The following is a 15,843-nucleotide window of genomic DNA, read 5'->3' as shown; positions in this document are numbered from 1 at the left end:
GTCTGCGCGACAGGGGCACGTTGGCGTCATCGCGGGCAGGTCACTCGAACGGGCTCGGGTCCCCGGCCCCGACGCGGGTCACGACGGGGAGGCCGTCGGAGTAGTCGACGACGGTCGTCGGCTCCAGGCCGCACTCCCCCGAGTCGATGACGGCGTCGATGACGTGGTCGAGACGGTCCTTGATCTCCCAGCCGTCGGTCATCGGCTCGTCGTCGTCGGGCATGAGCAGCGTGCTCGAGAGGATCGGCTCACCCATCGCCCTGAGCAGCTCGCGGACGACGGGGTGCTCGGGGATGCGCACACCCACGGTCTTCTTCTTCGCGTGCAGCAGGCGTCGTGGCACCTCCTTCGTCGCGGGCAGGATGAAGGTGTACGGGCCGGGGGTCACGGCCTTGATGGCACGGAACACCGAGTTGTCGAGGTGCACGAACTGGCCCAGCTGGGCGAAGTCCGAGCAGACGAGCGTGAAGTGGTGCTTGTCGTCGAGGTGCCGGATCCGCATGATGCGCTCCTTGCCCTCCGGGTTGTCGAGGGAGCAGCCGAGCGCGAAGCAGGAGTCGGTGGGGTAGGCGATGAGCCCGCCGGACCGCAGGATGTCGACCGCCTGGCCGATCGCCCGTGGCTGAGGGTCCACCGGGTGCACGTCGAAGTACTTCGCCATGGGGCCACCCTGCCATGCTGGGGCCATGAGCGAGCAGACGGGTGAGGGCCGGATCGTCGCCGGCGACGGCGCGCACGACGGCATCGAGGTGTCCGACAACCCCGACCGCGGGCGCTTCGAGCTGCGCGACGGGGACCGTGTCATCGGGGTGGCGAGCTACGCCGTCGTCCCGGGTGCCACACCCGAGGTGCCCGCCCGCGTCGTCTTCTTCCACACCGAGGTCAGTCCGGCGTACGAAGGCCAGGGCCTCGCCGGGCGCCTCGCCGCGTACGCCCTCGACGCCACGCTCGCGTCGGGCCGGTCCATCGTCGCGCTGTGTCCGTACATCAAGGTCTACCTCCGCCGTCACCCGGAGCCGTATGCCGCCCACGTGCTCGCGCCGACGCGGGCAGACGTCGACGCGGCCGAGCGGGCGGCGGCGGCCGCAGGGTGAGCGACGGGTGACCCGCCCCCACATCGTCGTCGTGGGTGGCGGCATCGTCGGGTCGGCAGTGGCCCGTAGGCTCACCCTGTCGACGCCGCGCCCCGAGGTGACCCTCGTCGAGAAGGAGATGGCGACGGGTCGGCACCAGACCTCCCGCAACAGTGGTGTCGTCCATGCCGGTCTCTACTACGCGCCCGGCTCGGCCAAGGCGGCGCTCTCGCGTGAGGGCGTCCGGCGGCTGCGCCGCTACTGCGCCGACCGGGGTCTGCCGTACGACGAGGTGGGCAAGCTCGTGGTCGCACTCGACGAGGCCGAGGACGAGGGTCTCCGCACCATCGAGGCACGCGCCCGGACCAATGGTGTGCCGGGTCTGCGTCGGCTCGAGCCGGGTGAGCTGCGTGAGGTCGAGCCGCACGTCGTGGGGCTCGCGGCGCTGCACTCCCCCACGACGGCCATCACCGACTTCGCCCTCGTCGCCGCGGCGCTGCTCGCGGACGCGGCGTCCGCCGGCGCCGTGGTCGTCACGGGCTTCGAGGTCACGGGACTCGACCACCGCGGCACTCGCGTCGAGGTGCGTGCCGCCGACGGGCGGCGCCTCGTCGCCGACCGCGTCGTCCTCGCGGGTGGGCTGCACGCCGACCGGCTCGCGAGACTGGCCGGCGACGGGCCCAGCCCGTCGATCGTGCCGTTCCGCGGCGAGTACCACCGGCTCGTGCCGTCGGCCGAGCACCTCGTGCGCGGCCTCGTCTACCCGGTACCCGACCCCCACTACCCGTTCCTCGGGGTCCATCTGACGAGGCGCGTCGACGGCAGCGTGCTGCTCGGTCCGAACGCCGTGCTCGCGACCGCTCGCGAGGGCTACCGCCGTCGGGACGTCGACCTCGACGTCGTCCGGGAGCTTGTATGGTCCCGCGGGTTCCTGCGGTTCGCCCGCGCCAACCTGCGGACGGGCGTGCACGAGGTCCTGGGGTCGCTGAGCCGTCACGCGTTCGTCCAGCGGGTCAGGCGCTACGTTCCTGAGATCGGCGACGCAGATGTCGTCCCGGCCGCTGCCGGCGTCCGGGCCCAGGCGATGGATCGGGACGGTGCGCTCGTCGAGGACTTCCGTTTCAGTCGCGTCGGCTCCGTCCTGTGCATCCGCAACGCGCCGTCGCCGGCAGCAACCGCATCCCTCGCCATCGCAGACCTCGTCGTCGACCGGCTCGACCTCGGCTGAAGGGCCGCGGTCCGCCTCGGCGGTCGTCGGTCACTGCTTGCCGAAGTAGGTGCTCGCCTCCATGGCGTCGACGACGGAGTTGCCTCCATGGGCGTCCTTGGACCAACCGATGACGTCGAGGCCGGCATCGATGCCGACGACGGCCGGCGCGAAGGTGCCGGCGAGCCCCGCCCACTTCGAGACCGTGATCTCGGGCCCGTGGGTGGGGTTGACCGCGATCTGGGTGCCCAAGGCGTTCGGGAGCGGGTCGTCGCCGACGAAGGGCACGTGGTCGACGAAGGAGCCGAGCGGGTTCTGGAGCGTCGTGAGCAGCTCCCCGCGCACGTGGTAGTTACGGATCTGGCCCGGGGAGTAGCCGGCGTCCCCCGTGCCGAGGGCGCCCGCGGCCAGCACGGTGTTGGGGTGCACGCCCGCCGCGTTGAACGTCACGGCGGGGATGTCGGTGGCGACGGAGGCGGTGCTCGCGAGACCGCCACCGAGGGAGTGACCGGTGATCACCAGGTTCTCGCTGCCCACCGCCCCGGCGAGGCCCCGGGCGAGCGCGATCGCCGCGAGGTGCTGACCGCTGAGGGCCCCGATCCCTTGCTGGAGGTTGGTGCCCCAGTCGGCGAGGGAGGACGTGCCGGCGAAGGCGAGGACGTACTGGCCCTCGTCGTTGCGGTAGACGGCCGCGTCGAAGCCGTCGCGGCGGTGGAGGGTGTCCGGGTCGATGCCGAGGCCCTCGAGGGCGCCGGCGTCGAGCGGGGTCCAGCCGTCGACCGCGCTCGGGTGGTAGACGTTGTCGGCCACGTGGGCGAGCTCGAGGTCGATGGCCTGTGGCGACGTCCCGCGCACCTGCTCACCGAGCGGGATCGGCTCGGCGGTGGCGTCGGCTCCGACGGAGCCCGACCCGCCCAGGCCCGGGAACGGGTCTGGGAAGCCGATCGGGCCGGGCAGCACCCCGTCGGCGCCGCTCGTCCCTCGCTGCGCCCGCGCGTTGTCGGTGAGGCGCCGCGACATCGTCTCGAGCGTCGATCCGAGGTCCGCCAGGGCCGCCGACGCGGAGCGCCAGCTCTCCTGGGCCGACTGGGCGTCGTCGCCACCCCAGGAGCGGCCGATGACCGCGAGCGCCCGGGTCCCGGTCGCACGGATGCCGTCCACCTCGGTGGCGCACGCCTTGAGCTCGCGAGCGGTGCCCTCCAGGACTGCGGGGTCTGCACCCTTGCGGTAGAGCACGGCGGCCTCCTGTCGACGGTGGGCCCCACGGTAGGTGGGAGCCGCCCGGCGGGGCCATGGGGAGGACTCCCCAGCGTGTCGCGTCGCTGCGGACGTGACGACGCCCGGTCAGGCCCCGGAGGGCCGACCGGGTGCTCCCGTCATCGAGCCCGCAGGTCGGTGAGCATCGCCTCGAAGGGCGTGACCTGCTCGAACGGGTCGACCCGATCGGCCCGCGGCGAACCGCTGACGAGGCCCGCGAAGGCGGCACCTGCGCGCTCGATCCGGTCGCCCAGACGGCCGGCGTCGACGCTCCCCCAGTCCTCGCTGGCCGCGAAGACCGCCACCGGTGCGACGAGCGCGCCGAGGTGGGCGAAGAGCGGGCGGAGGGCGTGGTCGATCGCGAGGGAGTGGCGGGCCGTGCCGCCGGTCGCGCCGAGCAGCACCGGGGTGTCGCGCAGCGCGTCCTTGGGGAGCACGTCGATGAGCATCTTGAACAATCCGCTGTACGACGCGGCATACACCGGGGTGGCGACGACGACCGCGTCCGCCTCCGTGATCGCGTCGAGACGTACCTGCAGGTCGGGCGAGGCGAAGCCGGTCAGGACGTGGTTCGTCAGGTCGTGCGCGACCTCGCGCACGTCGACGACCTCGACGACGACCTCGCCGACGTCGTACCGGGCGAGCGCCCGGACGGTGGCCTGGGTGAGGCGGTCGGCGAGCAGGCGCGTCGACGACGGCTGCGTGACGCCGGCCGTGATGACGGCGAGGTGGAAGGTGGTCACGGGATGAGCTCCTTCTCGGGGGTTGCGGCGGCGAGCTGGCTCGCGTGGGTCGGGGCGTCCGGGACGTGGGCGGGCTTGAGGGCGGCGAACTCCTTGCGCAGGACGGGCACGACCTCCTCGCCGAGGATGTCGAGCTGCTCGAGGACGGTCTTGAGCGGCAGGCCGGCGTGGTCGAGCAGCCACAGCTGTCGCTGGTAGTCGCCGGCGTACTCGCGGAAGCCGAGCGTCCTCTCGATGACCTCCTGCGGGCTGCCGACGGTGAGCGGGGTCTGGCTCGTGAACTCCTCGAGCGACGGACCGTGGCCGTAGACGGGGGCGTTGTCGAAGTACGGACGGAACTCGCGCACCGCGTCCTGGCTGTTCTTCCGCATGAAGACCTGCCCGCCGAGCCCGACGATGGCCTGGTCGGCGCTGCCGTGGCCGTAGTGCTCGAAGCGGCGACGGTAGAGCTGGACCATCTGCTTCGTGTGGCTGGCCGGCCAGAAGATGTGGTTGGAGAAGAAACCGTCGCCGTAGTAGGCCGCCTGCTCGGCGATCTCGGGGCTGCGGATCGAGCCGTGCCAGACGAACGGCGGTATGCCGTCGAGCGGGCGCGGCGTCGAGGTGAAGCCCTGGAGCGGGGTGCGGTACTTCCCCTGCCAGTCGACGACGTCCTCGCGCCACAGCCGGTGGAGCAGCGCGTAGTTCTCGATGGCGAGCGGGATCCCGTCGCGGATGTCCTTGCCGAACCACGGATAGACCGGGCCGGTGTTGCCGCGGCCCATCATGAGGTCCATGCGCCCGTTGCTCAGGTGCTGCAGGGTGGCGTAGTCCTCCGCGATCCGCACGGGGTCCGTCGTCGTGATGAGGGTCGTCGACGTCGACAGGACGATCCGCTCCGTCTGGGCGGCGATGTACGCGAGCGTCGTCGTCGGGGCCGACGGGATGAACGGCGGGTTGTGGTGCTGTCCGGTCGCGAAGACGTCGAGCCCGACCTCCTCCGCCTTCTTGGCGATGGCGACGGTGGCCTCGATCCGCTCGTGCTCGGTCGGCGTACGGCCCGTCGTGGGGTCGGTGGTCACGTCGCCGACGGTGAAGATCCCGAACTGCATGTGTCCCAGCTCCTTTTGATTGACGATTCAATCATACTGAACATCGAGGGGGTCTCCCCCATTCCCGGGCGGTCCGGCGCGCCGCCGGTGCTGTGGGATCCTGTCGCGGTGAGCGCTGAGATCTCCCCCAAGGACCGCTTCATCACGGTCTACGGCCGCAATCCGGTCCACGAGGTGCTCCTCGACGGTGACCTCCTCGTCGACAAGGTCGTCATCGCCGACGGTGCCCGTGGCAGCGGCCTGCGCGAGATCCAGCAGGCGGCTCGCCGGCAGGGCGTCGAGGTGCAGTACGCGAGCGCCGAGCGCGTCAAGAAGCTCGCCGGCAACGGGCGGCAGGACCAGGGCGTCTTCGCCGACGTCGTCGCGCCGCGGATGCGCCCCCTCGAGGCGGCGCTCACCGAGGACGCCGGCTCGCTGCGCGCCGTGCTCGTGCTCGACGGCGTGACGACACCTGCCAACGTCGGCATGATCCTGCGTTCGGCCACGGCAGCCGGCGTCGACGGCATCGTCGTCCCCCGCAAGGGGGTCGCCTCCCTCGACCCGCTCGTCGTCAAGGCCTCGGCCGGCGTCGCGTTCCGGGCGCCCATCCTCAAGGCGTTCACCGCGGCGGAGGCCGTGAGCGACCTCAAGCGCTCCGGCTTCCACGTCGTCGGGCTCGATGCCGGCGGCGACGACGACCTCTTCGCCGCCCACCTGCCCGAGCCCGTCGCGTTCGTCCTCGGCAGCGAGACGGCGGGGCTGACGCCCGAGGTGGCCGAGCTCGTCGACACGTGGGTGTCGATCCCGATGGCCGCCGGCGTCGAGTCGCTCAACGTCTCGGCCGCAGCTGCGGTCGTCTGCTTCGAGCTCGTCCGCCGCGCGCGCCTCTGACGCGACCGCGTCAGCCGCCCCACTTCTCGGCGAGGGCGCGGACGACGGTGATGTTGCGCGCCGTCCCGACCGCGCCCGTCAGCTTCTCGATACGGGTGTTCGACAGCGTGGCCGCCTGCACGCCGTCGGAGAGGAAGAGCACGACGTCGTTGCCGACGACGCGCGCGCCCTCGGTGGCGACGTCCCACTCGTGCAGGGCGGCGACGCCCTCGGGGTCGAGGTCGCCCGTCATGAACGTCACGTAGCGCTTCGCGTCCGCGGCGATGGGCGAGTCGAGGGCCTCGGCCTCGTCGGCCAGCGTCCGCAGCTGCGCCGGGGTGCGCACGACGACAGGCACGTCGAAACCGAACTCGGCGCTGATGGCCCGGCGCAGGTCGGCCTCGACCTTGGCGGCACTCCGCGTGGACGAGCGGACCTTGAGGTTGCCGCTCTGGATGTGCGTCTCGACGTCCTCGTAGCCCTCCGCCTCGAGCAGCGTGCGCAGCGACGCCATGCGCACCTGCCGCTTGCCGACGTTGACGGCGCGGAGGAACCCGATCCACACCGGCACGTCAGGCCCCCACCGCGCTGAGGGAGCAGGTGCCGCGGCCGACGGTCTCGACGCGGCCCCCCACGTGGACGGCCCCGTCGGCGTCGATGTCGAGCAGCAGGCGCGAGGGGCGTCCCACGGCCGTGCCCTGGCTGACGACCACCGAGACGTCGCGGGCGCCCTGGGAGACGAGCCAGCCACCGAGGTTGGCGCACGCCGACCCGGTCGCTGGGTCCTCGAGGACCGCCTGACCCTGGGTGTAGAAGAGCCTCGCCTCGATGCTCTTGGGCCCGGTCCACGCCCACGCGTACACGTGCGGTGCCCGCGGCGGGGACGTCATGTGCACGGCCATGAGGTGTGCGTCGGGGTCGCAGGCCCGCACGGCGTCGACGGAGTCGAGACGCACGAGCAGCTGCTCGACGCCTGCATCGACCCAGGACGCGTCCGAGCGCACGACGAGCATGCGGTCGATGCCGAGCGCCTCGGCCAGCTCGGCGCCGCTCGAGGTCACCTCGCGCACTGTCGCAGGCCGGGCCGCAAGGCGCCAGCCCCCGTCGACGCGCCCCACGGGGATGCGTCCCGCCGGCATGCTGAGGTGCACGCTGTCGAGGCCGCCGCCCAACGTCGCGACGACCTCCGCGGTGCCGAGGGTGGGGTGCCCCGCGAAGGGCATCTCGTGACCGGGGGTGAAGATGCGCACGGCCGCGTCACCCGTCGTGGCTCCCTCGCCGATCGACGTCACGAAGGTCGACTCGCTGAGGTTGAACTGTCGCGCCCACGCGAGCATCTCGTCGTCGGAGAGTCCACCCGCCTCGGGGAAGACGCACAGCGGGTTGCCCGAGAAGGGCTCCCCCTCGATGGAGAAGACGTTGAGCAGGTGGAAGGGCAGGTCCATGCACCCGAGTGTGCCGGAGCGCCGGCCCGGACGGCAGGGTCGAAGGGCCTGCCACGCCGATACTGTGGCGGCATGGCCTCTCCCGACGGTGTCGTCCCCGGCAACATCTACCTCTTCCGGCACGGCGAGACCGAATGGTCGCTGAGCGGACAGCACACCGGCACGACAGACCTCCCGCTCCTGCCCGAGGGCGAGGCCGCGGCACGTGAGCTCGCCGACGTGCTGCGCAAGCACCGGTTCGAGCGCGTCCTCGTCTCCCCCCTCCAGCGCGCCAAGCGCACGGCTGAGCTCGCCGGCCTCGGGGACTTCGAGGTCGAGCCGCTGCTGCGCGAGTGGGACTACGGCGCCTACGAGGGCATCACGACGAAGCAGATCAGCGCCGAGATCGGCCACCCGTGGGAGGTGTTCGTCGACGGCGTGCAGCCCGGAGTCACCCCCGGTGAGACGGTCGAGCAGGTGTCGGCGCGGGCCCAGCAGGTCATCGACAAGGTCTGGCCCGACCTCGAGCACGGCGACGTCGCGCTCTTCGGGCACGGCCACGCGCTGCGCGTCCTCACCGCGACCTACCTCGGGCTCGACCCGCGGTTCGGCCAGCAGCTCATCCTCGACGCGGGCTCGATGAGCGTGCTGACGCACCACCGGTCCACCCGGTGCCTCGGGATGTACAACCTCTCCCCTTGGCGCCTGCTCTCCGACTGAACCCCGCGCGAGGAGGCTGTATGCCGTGTCCCCGGGCACACGGCATACGCGGGTTGCGCGGTGGCGCAGTGGGACCCGCCGCTGCGGTCACTCCCGGGGGAGCTCCCAGGTGTGCACGGGCTCGTTGGCCATCATGCCCTCGATGTAGTGACGCAGCATCTCGCGCAGGGCCTTGTCACGCGTCAGCCCGCGTGCCTCGAGGCGGGCCACGCACTCGGTCTGCCACCACGCGCCGTTGACACCGGTGAGGCAACGCTGCTCGATGATCGTGAGGAAGCGGTCCCGCACGGCCGCCGAGACGCCCCACCGCTCGAGGCCCTCGTGGGCCATCGGGAGCAGGCGCCGCAGGACGAGCTCGGTGGAGGGCACGTCGCCGAGGCCGGGCCAGTAGGTGCGGGCGTCGATGCCGAGCCGCGCGCCCTCCTCGAAGTTCGACTCGGCGGCGGAGAAGCTCATCCGGGTCCACACCGGACGGTCCTCCTCCGCGAGCACCCGCATCGTGCCGTAGTAGAACGCGGCGTTGGCCATGACGTCGGCGATGCTCGGACCCGCCGGCAGGACGCGGTTCTCGACGCGCAGGTGCGGGCGGCCGCTGACGATGTCGTAGATCGGGCGGTTCCAGCGGTAGACCGTGCCGTTGTGCAGGCGCAGCTCGCGGAGCTCGGGCACCTCGCCCCGCTCGAAGACCTCCTCGGGCTCCTCGTCGTAGAGCTCGGGAAGCAGGGCCGGGAAGTAGCGGACGTTCTCCTCGAAGAGGTCGAAGATCGAGGTGATCCACCGTTCGCCGAACCAGACCCGGGGCCGCACGCCCTGGTTCTTCAGCTCGACCGACCGGGTGTCGGTGGCCTGGGTGAAGAGCGGGATGCGCGTCTCGGCCCAGAGCCGCTGCCCGAGGAAGAAGGGCGAGTTGGCGCCGAGGGCGAGCTGCGGGCCGGCGAGGACCTGGGCGGCGTTCCAGTGGTCGGCGAACCGCTCCGGCTGGACCTGGAGGTGCAGCTGGATCGAGGTGCAGGCGGACTCGGGCGCGAGGCTGTCGGAGTAGCGCGCGATGCGCTCGCCCGTCGGACCCTCGAGCTCGAGCCAGACGTCCTCGCCCCGGGCGTCGAGGACGGCGTTGTTGAGCGCCGCGTAGCGGATGTTCTCGCTGATCCAGTCGCCCTCGAAGTGCTCGGGCATGACCGTCGGCAGGATGCCGATGGCGACGATCCCGGCGTGCGCCTCGGCGGCCTTCTCCGAGGCGCGGTTGAGCGACTGGCGGAGGAGCTTCTCGAGCTCGATGGCCGAGTCGCCGGGCAGGGGTCGGGGGTGGACGTTGAGCTCGATGTTGTAGCGCGCGAGCTCGGTCTGGTAGTCCTCGTCGGCGATCTGCTCGAGCACCGTCTTGTTGTCGAGCTTGGGGCCGAGGTCCTCGTTGACGAGGTTGAGCTCGATCTCGAGACCCGTCATCGGTCGGTCGAACTCGAACTCGCTCTTGCCGAGCATGCGTTCGAACACGTCGAGGTCGCGGCGCACCTTCTCCCGGTACTGCTGCCGCTGCTCACGCGTGTACCTGGCCTGTTCGACATCGGCTCCCACGTGCCGAGACAACCACACTCGGGGTCCCGGCGCGAGAGGCGCGCACGGACTGGTCACCACGGGTCCGGTCCTCGGCCCCGTGGTGACCAGTGTCGCGCGGGGCCGCTCAGCCCTCGAAGGCCTCCGGCGGCGGGCACGAGCAGACGAGGTTGCGGTCGCCGTAGGCGCCGTCGATGCGGCTGACCGGCGGCCAGTACTTGTCGGCGGCGTTGATGCCGACGGGGAAGGCGGCCTCGGTGCGCTCGTAGGGGTGGTCCCACTCGCCCGCGATGCCTCGGGCCGTGTGCGGCGCGTGCCGCAGCATGCTGTCGCCGACGGCGACCTCACCGGCTCGGATCGCCTCGATCTCGGCGCGGATCGCGATCATCGCGTCGCAGAAGCGGTCGAGCTCGTAGAGGTTCTCGGACTCGGTGGGCTCGACCATGAGCGTGCCCGCCACCGGAAAGCTCATCGTCGGCGCGTGGAATCCGTAGTCGACGAGGCGCTTGGCGATGTCGTCGACGGTGACGCCGGTCTCGGTCGTGATCTGGCGCACGTCGAGGATGCACTCGTGCGCGACGAGGTCGTCGTGGCCGGAGTAGAGCACCGGGTAGTGCTCGCGCAGCCGGGCGGCGATGTAGTTGGCGCCGAGGACAGCCATCTGGGTGGCGTGCCGCAGGCCCTCGCCGCCCATGAGCCGGACGTAGGCCCACGAGATCGGCAGGATGCTCGCCGAGCCGTAGGGGGCCGCGGACACGGGACCGACCCCGGACTCGGGCCCGGCCTCCGCCGCGAGCGGGTGGTTGGGCAGGTGCGGGGCGAGGTGCGCGCGCACCGCTACCGGGCCCACACCGGGACCGCCGCCACCGTGCGGGATGCAGAAGGTCTTGTGCAGGTTGAGGTGGCTGACGTCGGCGCCGAACGTGCCGGGCTGGGCGAGACCGACGAGGGCGTTGAGGTTGGCGCCGTCGACGTAGACCTGGCCGCCGGCCTCGTGGACGAGCTCGCACAGCTCGGTGATCGTGTCCTCGTAGACGCCGTGCGTCGACGGGTAGGTCACCATGATCGCGGCGAGGTCGTCGCGGTGCGCCTCGACCTTGGCGCGCAGGTCGTCCATGTCGACGGTGCCGCCGGCAGCGGTCTTGACGACGACGACCTTGAGGCCCGCCATGACGGCCGAGGCCGCGTTGGTGCCGTGCGCGCTCGCGGGGATGAGGCAGACGCGGCGGTGCCCCTCACCCCTGGCCTGGTGGTAGGCGTGGATCGCGAGCAGCCCCGCGAACTCGCCCTGGGAGCCGGCGTTGGGCTGGAGCGACACCGCGTCGTAGCCGGTGATCTCGCACAGCCACGACGACAGGTCGTCGATGAGGGCGCGGATGCCCACCGTCTGCTCGGCCGGGGCGAAGGGGTGCAGGTTGGCGAACTCCGGCCAGGTCACCGCCTCCATCTCGGTGGTGGCGTTGAGCTTCATCGTGCACGACCCGAGCGGGATCATGCCTCGGTCGAGGGCGAAGTCGCGGTCGGACAGACGGCGCAGGTAGCGCAGCATCGCCGTCTCGGAGTGGTGCGCGTGGAAGACCGGGTGCGTGAGGAACTCGGATGCGCGCGTCTGCGCCTGGGGTATGCCGTGTGCCCCGGTCGTGCTCACGCCGGCGGTGACGTCGTCCGACGGCGTCACCCCGAAGGCGTCGAGGACCGCGAGCACCGTTGCCGGCGTGGACGTCTCGTCGAGGCTCAGCGACACGCGGTCGGCGTCGACGCGCCAGACGTTGATGCCCCGGTCGGCGAAGGCCGTCGTGACCTCGTCGGCTCGACCGGGCAGCACGACCGTCAAGGTGTCGAAGAACGCCGTCGTCTCGACGTCGAGCCCGCCGTCGAGAAGGGCACCACGCAGCGCGGCCGTCAGACCGCTGATGCGCCTCGCGATGGCCACGAGGCCCGCGGGACCGTGCCACACGGCATACATGCTTGCCATGACGGCGAGGAGCACCTGCGCGGTGCAGATGTTGGACGTCGCCTTCTCGCGGCGGATGTGCTGCTCACGCGTCTGGAGTGCCAGGCGGTAGGCCTGGTGCCCCTCGGCGTCGACCGAGACGCCGACGAGGCGACCGGGGATCTGGCGCCCGAGGCCGCGGTGGACGGCCATGTAGCCGGCGTGCGGGCCGCCGAAGCCCATCGGGACGCCGAAACGCTGCGCGCTGCCGACGGCGATGTCGGCCCCCCACTCCCCCGGCGCGCTGGCCAGGGTCAGGGCGAGCAGGTCGGCGCAGGCCGTGACGAGTCCCTTCGCCTCGTGGACGGCGGAGGTCAGCGGGGCCCAGTCGACGAGCTCGCCGGTGGCGTCGGGGTACTGCACCATCGCCCCCACGACGGCGCGCCCGCCTGCTGCTGCAGAGAGCGAGTCGCCGTCGCTGACGGCTCGGAGGTCGGCCACGGCGAGGGGCAGCCCGAGCGCCTCGGCGCGGGTGCGCATCACGGCGATCGTCTGCGGGAAGAGCCGCTCGTCGACGAGCACGACCGCGTCGGCCGGCGCCTTGCTCGCGCGACGCATGAGCGACATCGCCTCGGCGGCGGCGGTCGACTCGTCGAGGAGGGAGGACCCCGCCACGTCGAGGCCGGTCAGGTCGCTGACGACCGTCTGGAAGTTGAGCAGGGCCTCGAGCCGGCCCTGGGAGATCTCGGGCTGGTAGGGCGTGTAGGCGGTGTACCAGGCAGGGTTCTCGAGCACGTTGCGGCGCACGACCGGCGGGGTCACGGTGCCGTAGTAGCCCAGGCCGATGAGCGAGGTGAGGACGGTGTTGCGAGAGGCGAACCCGCGCAGCTCCTCGATGACGGCGCTCTCGCTGGCGGCCGCCTCGATGCGCAGGGGCGATTCGGACCGGATGGCGCCGGGGATGGCGCGGTCGCACATCGCGTCGAGGCTCGGCTGGCCGACGACCTCGAGCATGTGGCGCACGTCGTCGCCGGCTGGGCCGACGTGACGGCTGACGAAGTCGGCCATCACGGTCTCGGTGGACGTTCCGGTGGTGACGGGCACGAGCTGGTCGATCGACATGCGGGCTCCTGACGGGTTCGAGCGGACGACACACGCTCCCCGTCTGTCGAGCACCGTGGGGTGCCTCCAGAGTTGCCTCGCCCGCGTGGTCCTGGCGCCTGAGAGGTTCCGGGGATGTTGCCCCTTCGGCGCCTCGCAGGTGCTGGGCACCCCGAGGACTCTCCCACGCAGGGTCGATCGGCACCCCCGAATCTACCAGCAGGTGGCCGGGGTCCCGGCACGGACAAGGCCCGGCCGGAGTGTCCGGTCGGGCCTTGTCGAACGGTCGTCGGCGAGGTGCCCGGGTCAGGCCAGTCGCCGGGCCTGGCGGCGCGCGTTCAGCTCGTCGTCGGGGTGGTCGGCCGGCGCGTCGTCGTCGGCCCGCTCGCTCGGCAGCAGGGCGAGCTCGCCCTCGACCTCGCGCCACACCCGGCCGACGGCGATGCCGAAGACTCCCTGGCCGCCCTGGACGAGGTCGATGACCTCGTCGGCCGACGTGCACTCGTAGACCGAGGCGCCGTCGCTCATCAGGGTGATCTGCGCCAGGTCCTCGACGCCGCGCTCGCGCAGGTGGCTGATGGCGACACGGATCTGCTGGAGCGAGACCCCGGTGTCGAGCAGTCGCTTGACGACCTTGAGCACGAGGATGTCGCGGAAGCCGTAGAGGCGCTGGGTGCCGGAGCCGGTCGCGCTGCGAACGGACGGCTCGACGAGACCCGTGCGGGCCCAGTAGTCAAGCTGTCGGTAGGTGATGCCGGCCGCCTTGCAGGCGGTCGGACCGCGGTAGCCGGTGTCCTCCGACAGCTCGGGCAGGTCGTCGGTGAACAGCAGGCCCTGGGACCCGGCGGGCATGACCCGACCGGCGTCGTGCRCGTCCTCGATGGCGGCCATGCCGTCCTCCTCCTGCTCAGGCTGCGAGCCGCGGTGGTGCGTGCGCGCAGACGACAACCGGATAACTACAGTCACGTCGTTCTTCTGACGGTAGGCCGCCACCCCCGTTCGGTCAATCACCACGGGCACGAGGCCACGGCGTGTCGAGAGGCCGTCGACAACATTCAGGTACTACGTGAAGGTGAGGGTCTCACCGGAGTGCTGGTTCTGACGGTCAGTCCGGCCGATCCGGCAGGTCGGGACGGTCGCCCGGCTCTGCCTCGGGCGCGGGGCCCTCGAAGTCCTCGGCGGACACGTGGTCGAGGAACTCCTTGAAGCGCTCGACCTCGTCGTCCTCCTCCGAGGAGACGACGATGGCCGCCTCGTCGAGGATGCCCGGTTCGACGAGGACCTTGGCGCCCGTGCGCAGGGCGAGGGCGATGGCGTCGCTGGCTCGCGAGCTGACCTCGGCCTTGCCGTCGATGATGAGCGCTGCGTGGAAGACGGAGTCCTTGAGGGCCACGATCCGCACCTCGGTCAGCTCGTGACCGAGCACGGCGAGGACGTCGCGCATGAGGTCGTGGGTCAATGGTCGCGGCGGCACGACACCCTGCTGGGCGTAGGTGATCGCCGCGGCTTCGGCCGCGCCGATCCAGATCGGCAGGTAGCGCCCGCCGTCCCGCTCACGCAGCAGGACGATCGGCTGGTTCGTGGGCATCTCGACGCGTACGCCCAGGACATCGACCTCTCTCACTCCTCCACCGTACCCCGGCCCGTGGACGGTGGGGACGGCCTCAGCGGGACAGGCCGGCGCGGACCAGCGCGACGTGCAACGCGATGCAGGCAGAAGCGATCTCGCCCGCTCGCTCCTCCCGCGTGCCGCTCCCGGAACGCGTGGCCAGGACCTGGTCGACGAGGCCGATCTCGCGGTCGGCGGCGGTGCGGAACGGACGCAGGTGACGCGCCTCGAGGCCGTGTCCGGCGAGGGTCCGGGCTGCGGCGGCGATCGCCAGCGCATCGTGGCCGAAGTGGCCCTTCTCGTCGGGCTGGAGCAGTCCGTACGTCTCGAGGGCGAGCATCGTGTCGCGGTCGATGCCGGTCGCCTCGCGCAGCTCCGGGCCCGTGAGCGACACGTCGCTTCGAGCCGTCAGGTCGTGCGGCGTCGGGACCTCGGGGTCCGCCGAGGGCGCGGGCGGCCGGGGCCGGCCACCCGACTCCCCGCCGGGATCCGACAGACCACGGTCGAGCGCGTCGAGCGCCTCCCGGATGACCTTGAGCGGCCAGTAGCGGTCGCGCTGCGCGGACAGGATGTAGTGCAGCCGGCGCACGTCGTCGTCGGTGTAGGTGCGGTAGCCCGAGGCCGTACGGTGCGGCAGCACCAGGCCCTCGGCCTCGAGGAAGCGGATCTTCGACGCGGTGACGTCGGGGAAGTCCTCGGAGAGGGCCGCCAGCACCTTGCCGATCGTCAGACGGCGGGGTGCCGGCGCTCCCCCGTCGCCGGACACCGTGGCTGCGGTCATGCGGGTGATTGCTGGGGCGCTCCGGACGAGTAGTAGACGAGGCGGAACTTGCCGATCTGGACCTCGTCACCCTGGTGCAGGGGCGCCTCGTCGATCCGCTCGCGGTTGACGTAGGTGCCGTTGAGGGAGCCGGCGTCGCGGACGACGTAGCCGCCACCCTGCGCGACGAACGCCGCGTGCTTGCGCGACACGGTGACGTCGTCGAGGAAGATGTCGGAGTCCGGGTGTCGGCCGGCGGCCACCTCCTGGTCGTCGAGCAGGAAGCGGGCGCCCGTGTTGGGACCGCGGAGCACGACGAGCAGGGCGGTCCCGGGTCGCAGGGCCTCGATGGTGGCCTGGTCCTCGGCCGTGAGGCCCCGGGCGTCGACGGTGTCGACGTGGTCGCTGTCCAGCGACGGCACGCCTTGGAACCGCATGGTGCGGGGTTCGACGTTCATGTCGTCGGGGTCGGGCAGGTCGCTCGACATGCGGTCCTCCTCTGTGGTGCGGGCGGATTCGGGT

Annotated in this window: 16 protein-coding genes and 1 riboswitch; of the genes, 4 read left to right on the top strand and 12 right to left on the bottom strand. The window is 71.7% G+C overall.

Annotated elements, in window-relative coordinates:
* Positions 1 to 40: 40 nt before the first annotated feature.
* Positions 41 to 661 (bottom strand): L-threonylcarbamoyladenylate synthase, encoded by a 621-nt coding sequence (locus tag AB4Y83_RS05585; RefSeq protein ID WP_442273456.1) that lies wholly within the window; start codon positions 659 to 661, stop codon positions 41 to 43.
* Between the two features lie 25 nt (positions 662 to 686).
* Between AB4Y83_RS05585 and AB4Y83_RS05580 the strand changes: the two genes are divergently transcribed.
* Both AB4Y83_RS05580 and lhgO read left to right on the top strand, forming a co-directional pair.
* Complete coding sequence (locus tag AB4Y83_RS05580; protein WP_442296258.1) at positions 687 to 1,094, top strand: GNAT family N-acetyltransferase; 408 nt, start codon at positions 687 to 689, stop codon at positions 1,092 to 1,094.
* A gap of 7 nt (positions 1,095 to 1,101) precedes the next feature.
* Entirely contained in the window at positions 1,102 to 2,301 is a 1,200-nt protein-coding gene (gene lhgO, locus AB4Y83_RS05575; RefSeq protein ID WP_442296257.1) for an L-2-hydroxyglutarate oxidase, read from the top strand.
* A 30-nt stretch (positions 2,302 to 2,331) separates the two neighbouring features.
* Here the strand turns inward: lhgO and AB4Y83_RS05570 are convergent, their stop codons facing one another.
* The 3 genes from AB4Y83_RS05570 to AB4Y83_RS05560 form a co-directional block, all read right to left on the bottom strand.
* Positions 2,332 to 3,516, bottom strand: a complete 1,185-nt coding sequence (locus AB4Y83_RS05570; protein ID WP_442296256.1) for a WXG100 family type VII secretion target — start codon at positions 3,514 to 3,516, stop codon at positions 2,332 to 2,334.
* A 140-nt stretch (positions 3,517 to 3,656) separates the two neighbouring features.
* On the bottom strand, positions 3,657 to 4,280 hold the full coding sequence (locus AB4Y83_RS05565; RefSeq protein WP_442296255.1) for a CE1759 family FMN reductase: 624 nt from the start codon (positions 4,278 to 4,280) through the stop codon (positions 3,657 to 3,659).
* Positions 4,277 to 5,371 carry an LLM class flavin-dependent oxidoreductase gene (locus AB4Y83_RS05560; protein WP_442273451.1) on the bottom strand — a complete coding sequence of 365 codons (1,095 nt, stop codon included), beginning with the start codon at positions 5,369 to 5,371 and terminating at the stop codon, positions 4,277 to 4,279. The genes AB4Y83_RS05565 and AB4Y83_RS05560 overlap by 4 nt, the downstream gene beginning before the upstream one ends.
* A gap of 108 nt (positions 5,372 to 5,479) precedes the next feature.
* On the opposite strand from AB4Y83_RS05560, the gene AB4Y83_RS05555 reads away from it, so the two are divergent.
* Positions 5,480 to 6,241 carry a TrmH family RNA methyltransferase gene (locus AB4Y83_RS05555; RefSeq protein ID WP_442296254.1) on the top strand — a complete coding sequence of 254 codons (762 nt, stop codon included), beginning with the start codon at positions 5,480 to 5,482 and terminating at the stop codon, positions 6,239 to 6,241.
* Positions 6,242 to 6,251: 10 nt separating this feature from the next.
* On the opposite strand, the gene AB4Y83_RS05550 is transcribed toward AB4Y83_RS05555, so the two are convergent.
* Together AB4Y83_RS05550 and AB4Y83_RS05545 are read right to left on the bottom strand one after the other, a co-directional pair.
* A complete protein-coding gene (locus AB4Y83_RS05550; RefSeq protein ID WP_442273449.1) occupies positions 6,252 to 6,791 on the bottom strand; it encodes a DUF1697 domain-containing protein in 540 nt (179 codons plus the stop codon).
* A 1-nt stretch (position 6,792) separates the two neighbouring features.
* On the bottom strand, positions 6,793 to 7,665 hold the full coding sequence (locus tag AB4Y83_RS05545) for a PhzF family phenazine biosynthesis protein (protein ID WP_442273448.1): 873 nt from the start codon (positions 7,663 to 7,665) through the stop codon (positions 6,793 to 6,795).
* A gap of 72 nt (positions 7,666 to 7,737) precedes the next feature.
* Between AB4Y83_RS05545 and AB4Y83_RS05540 the strand changes: the two genes are divergently transcribed.
* On the top strand, positions 7,738 to 8,364 hold the full coding sequence (locus tag AB4Y83_RS05540; RefSeq protein ID WP_056777132.1) for a histidine phosphatase family protein: 627 nt from the start codon (positions 7,738 to 7,740) through the stop codon (positions 8,362 to 8,364).
* 87 nt (positions 8,365 to 8,451) lie between these two features.
* Here AB4Y83_RS05540 and AB4Y83_RS05535 read toward each other — a convergent pair whose 3' ends face one another.
* From AB4Y83_RS05535 to AB4Y83_RS05510, 6 genes are all read right to left on the bottom strand, one after another.
* Positions 8,452 to 9,939, bottom strand: a complete 1,488-nt coding sequence (locus AB4Y83_RS05535) for a glutamate--cysteine ligase (RefSeq protein ID WP_442296253.1) — start codon at positions 9,937 to 9,939, stop codon at positions 8,452 to 8,454.
* Between the two features lie 106 nt (positions 9,940 to 10,045).
* Positions 10,046 to 12,973, bottom strand: a complete 2,928-nt coding sequence (gene gcvP / locus AB4Y83_RS05530; RefSeq protein ID WP_442296252.1) for an aminomethyl-transferring glycine dehydrogenase — start codon at positions 12,971 to 12,973, stop codon at positions 10,046 to 10,048.
* 76 nt (positions 12,974 to 13,049) lie between these two features.
* A riboswitch (glycine riboswitch) is annotated at positions 13,050 to 13,149 on the bottom strand.
* A 109-nt stretch (positions 13,150 to 13,258) separates the two neighbouring features.
* A complete protein-coding gene (locus AB4Y83_RS05525; protein WP_442296251.1) occupies positions 13,259 to 13,843 on the bottom strand; it encodes a MerR family transcriptional regulator in 585 nt (194 codons plus the stop codon).
* 214 nt (positions 13,844 to 14,057) lie between these two features.
* Positions 14,058 to 14,576 (bottom strand): bifunctional nuclease family protein, encoded by a 519-nt coding sequence (locus tag AB4Y83_RS05520; protein ID WP_442273443.1) that lies wholly within the window; start codon positions 14,574 to 14,576, stop codon positions 14,058 to 14,060.
* A 40-nt stretch (positions 14,577 to 14,616) separates the two neighbouring features.
* Complete coding sequence (ftsR, locus tag AB4Y83_RS05515; protein WP_442296250.1) at positions 14,617 to 15,342, bottom strand: transcriptional regulator FtsR; 726 nt, start codon at positions 15,340 to 15,342, stop codon at positions 14,617 to 14,619.
* A complete protein-coding gene (locus AB4Y83_RS05510) occupies positions 15,339 to 15,809 on the bottom strand; it encodes an FHA domain-containing protein (protein WP_056777143.1) in 471 nt (156 codons plus the stop codon). Before AB4Y83_RS05510 ends, ftsR begins: the two co-directional genes overlap by 4 nt.
* Between the last annotated feature and the right edge of the window lie 34 nt (positions 15,810 to 15,843).

It is taken from the genome of Terrabacter sp. RAF57, from assembly GCF_052113925.1.
Taxonomy (GTDB): domain Bacteria; phylum Actinomycetota; class Actinomycetes; order Actinomycetales; family Dermatophilaceae; genus Terrabacter.
Note: the sequence above shows the minus strand (reverse complement) of the source record. Positions and strands in the feature narration are given on the sequence as shown.

Bases quoted from the DNA above. Each gene is read 5' to 3' on its own strand.
- AB4Y83_RS05540 (WP_056777132.1), top strand. From the start codon at position 7,738: ATGGCCTCTCCCGACGGTGTCGTCCCCGGCAACATCTACCTCTTCCGG.
- AB4Y83_RS05560 (WP_442273451.1), bottom strand. From the start codon at position 5,371: ATGCAGTTCGGGATCTTCACCGTCGGCGACGTGACCACCGACCCCACG.
- AB4Y83_RS05510 (WP_056777143.1), bottom strand. From the start codon at position 15,809: ATGTCGAGCGACCTGCCCGACCCCGACGACATGAACGTCGAACCCCGC.
- AB4Y83_RS05545 (WP_442273448.1), bottom strand. From the start codon at position 7,665: ATGGACCTGCCCTTCCACCTGCTCAACGTCTTCTCCATCGAGGGGGAG.
- AB4Y83_RS05585 (WP_442273456.1), bottom strand. From the start codon at position 661: ATGGCGAAGTACTTCGACGTGCACCCGGTGGACCCTCAGCCACGGGCG.
- gcvP (WP_442296252.1), bottom strand. From the start codon at position 12,973: ATGTCGATCGACCAGCTCGTGCCCGTCACCACCGGAACGTCCACCGAG.
- AB4Y83_RS05580 (WP_442296258.1), top strand. From the start codon at position 687: ATGAGCGAGCAGACGGGTGAGGGCCGGATCGTCGCCGGCGACGGCGCG.
- ftsR (WP_442296250.1), bottom strand. From the start codon at position 15,342: ATGACCGCAGCCACGGTGTCCGGCGACGGGGGAGCGCCGGCACCCCGC.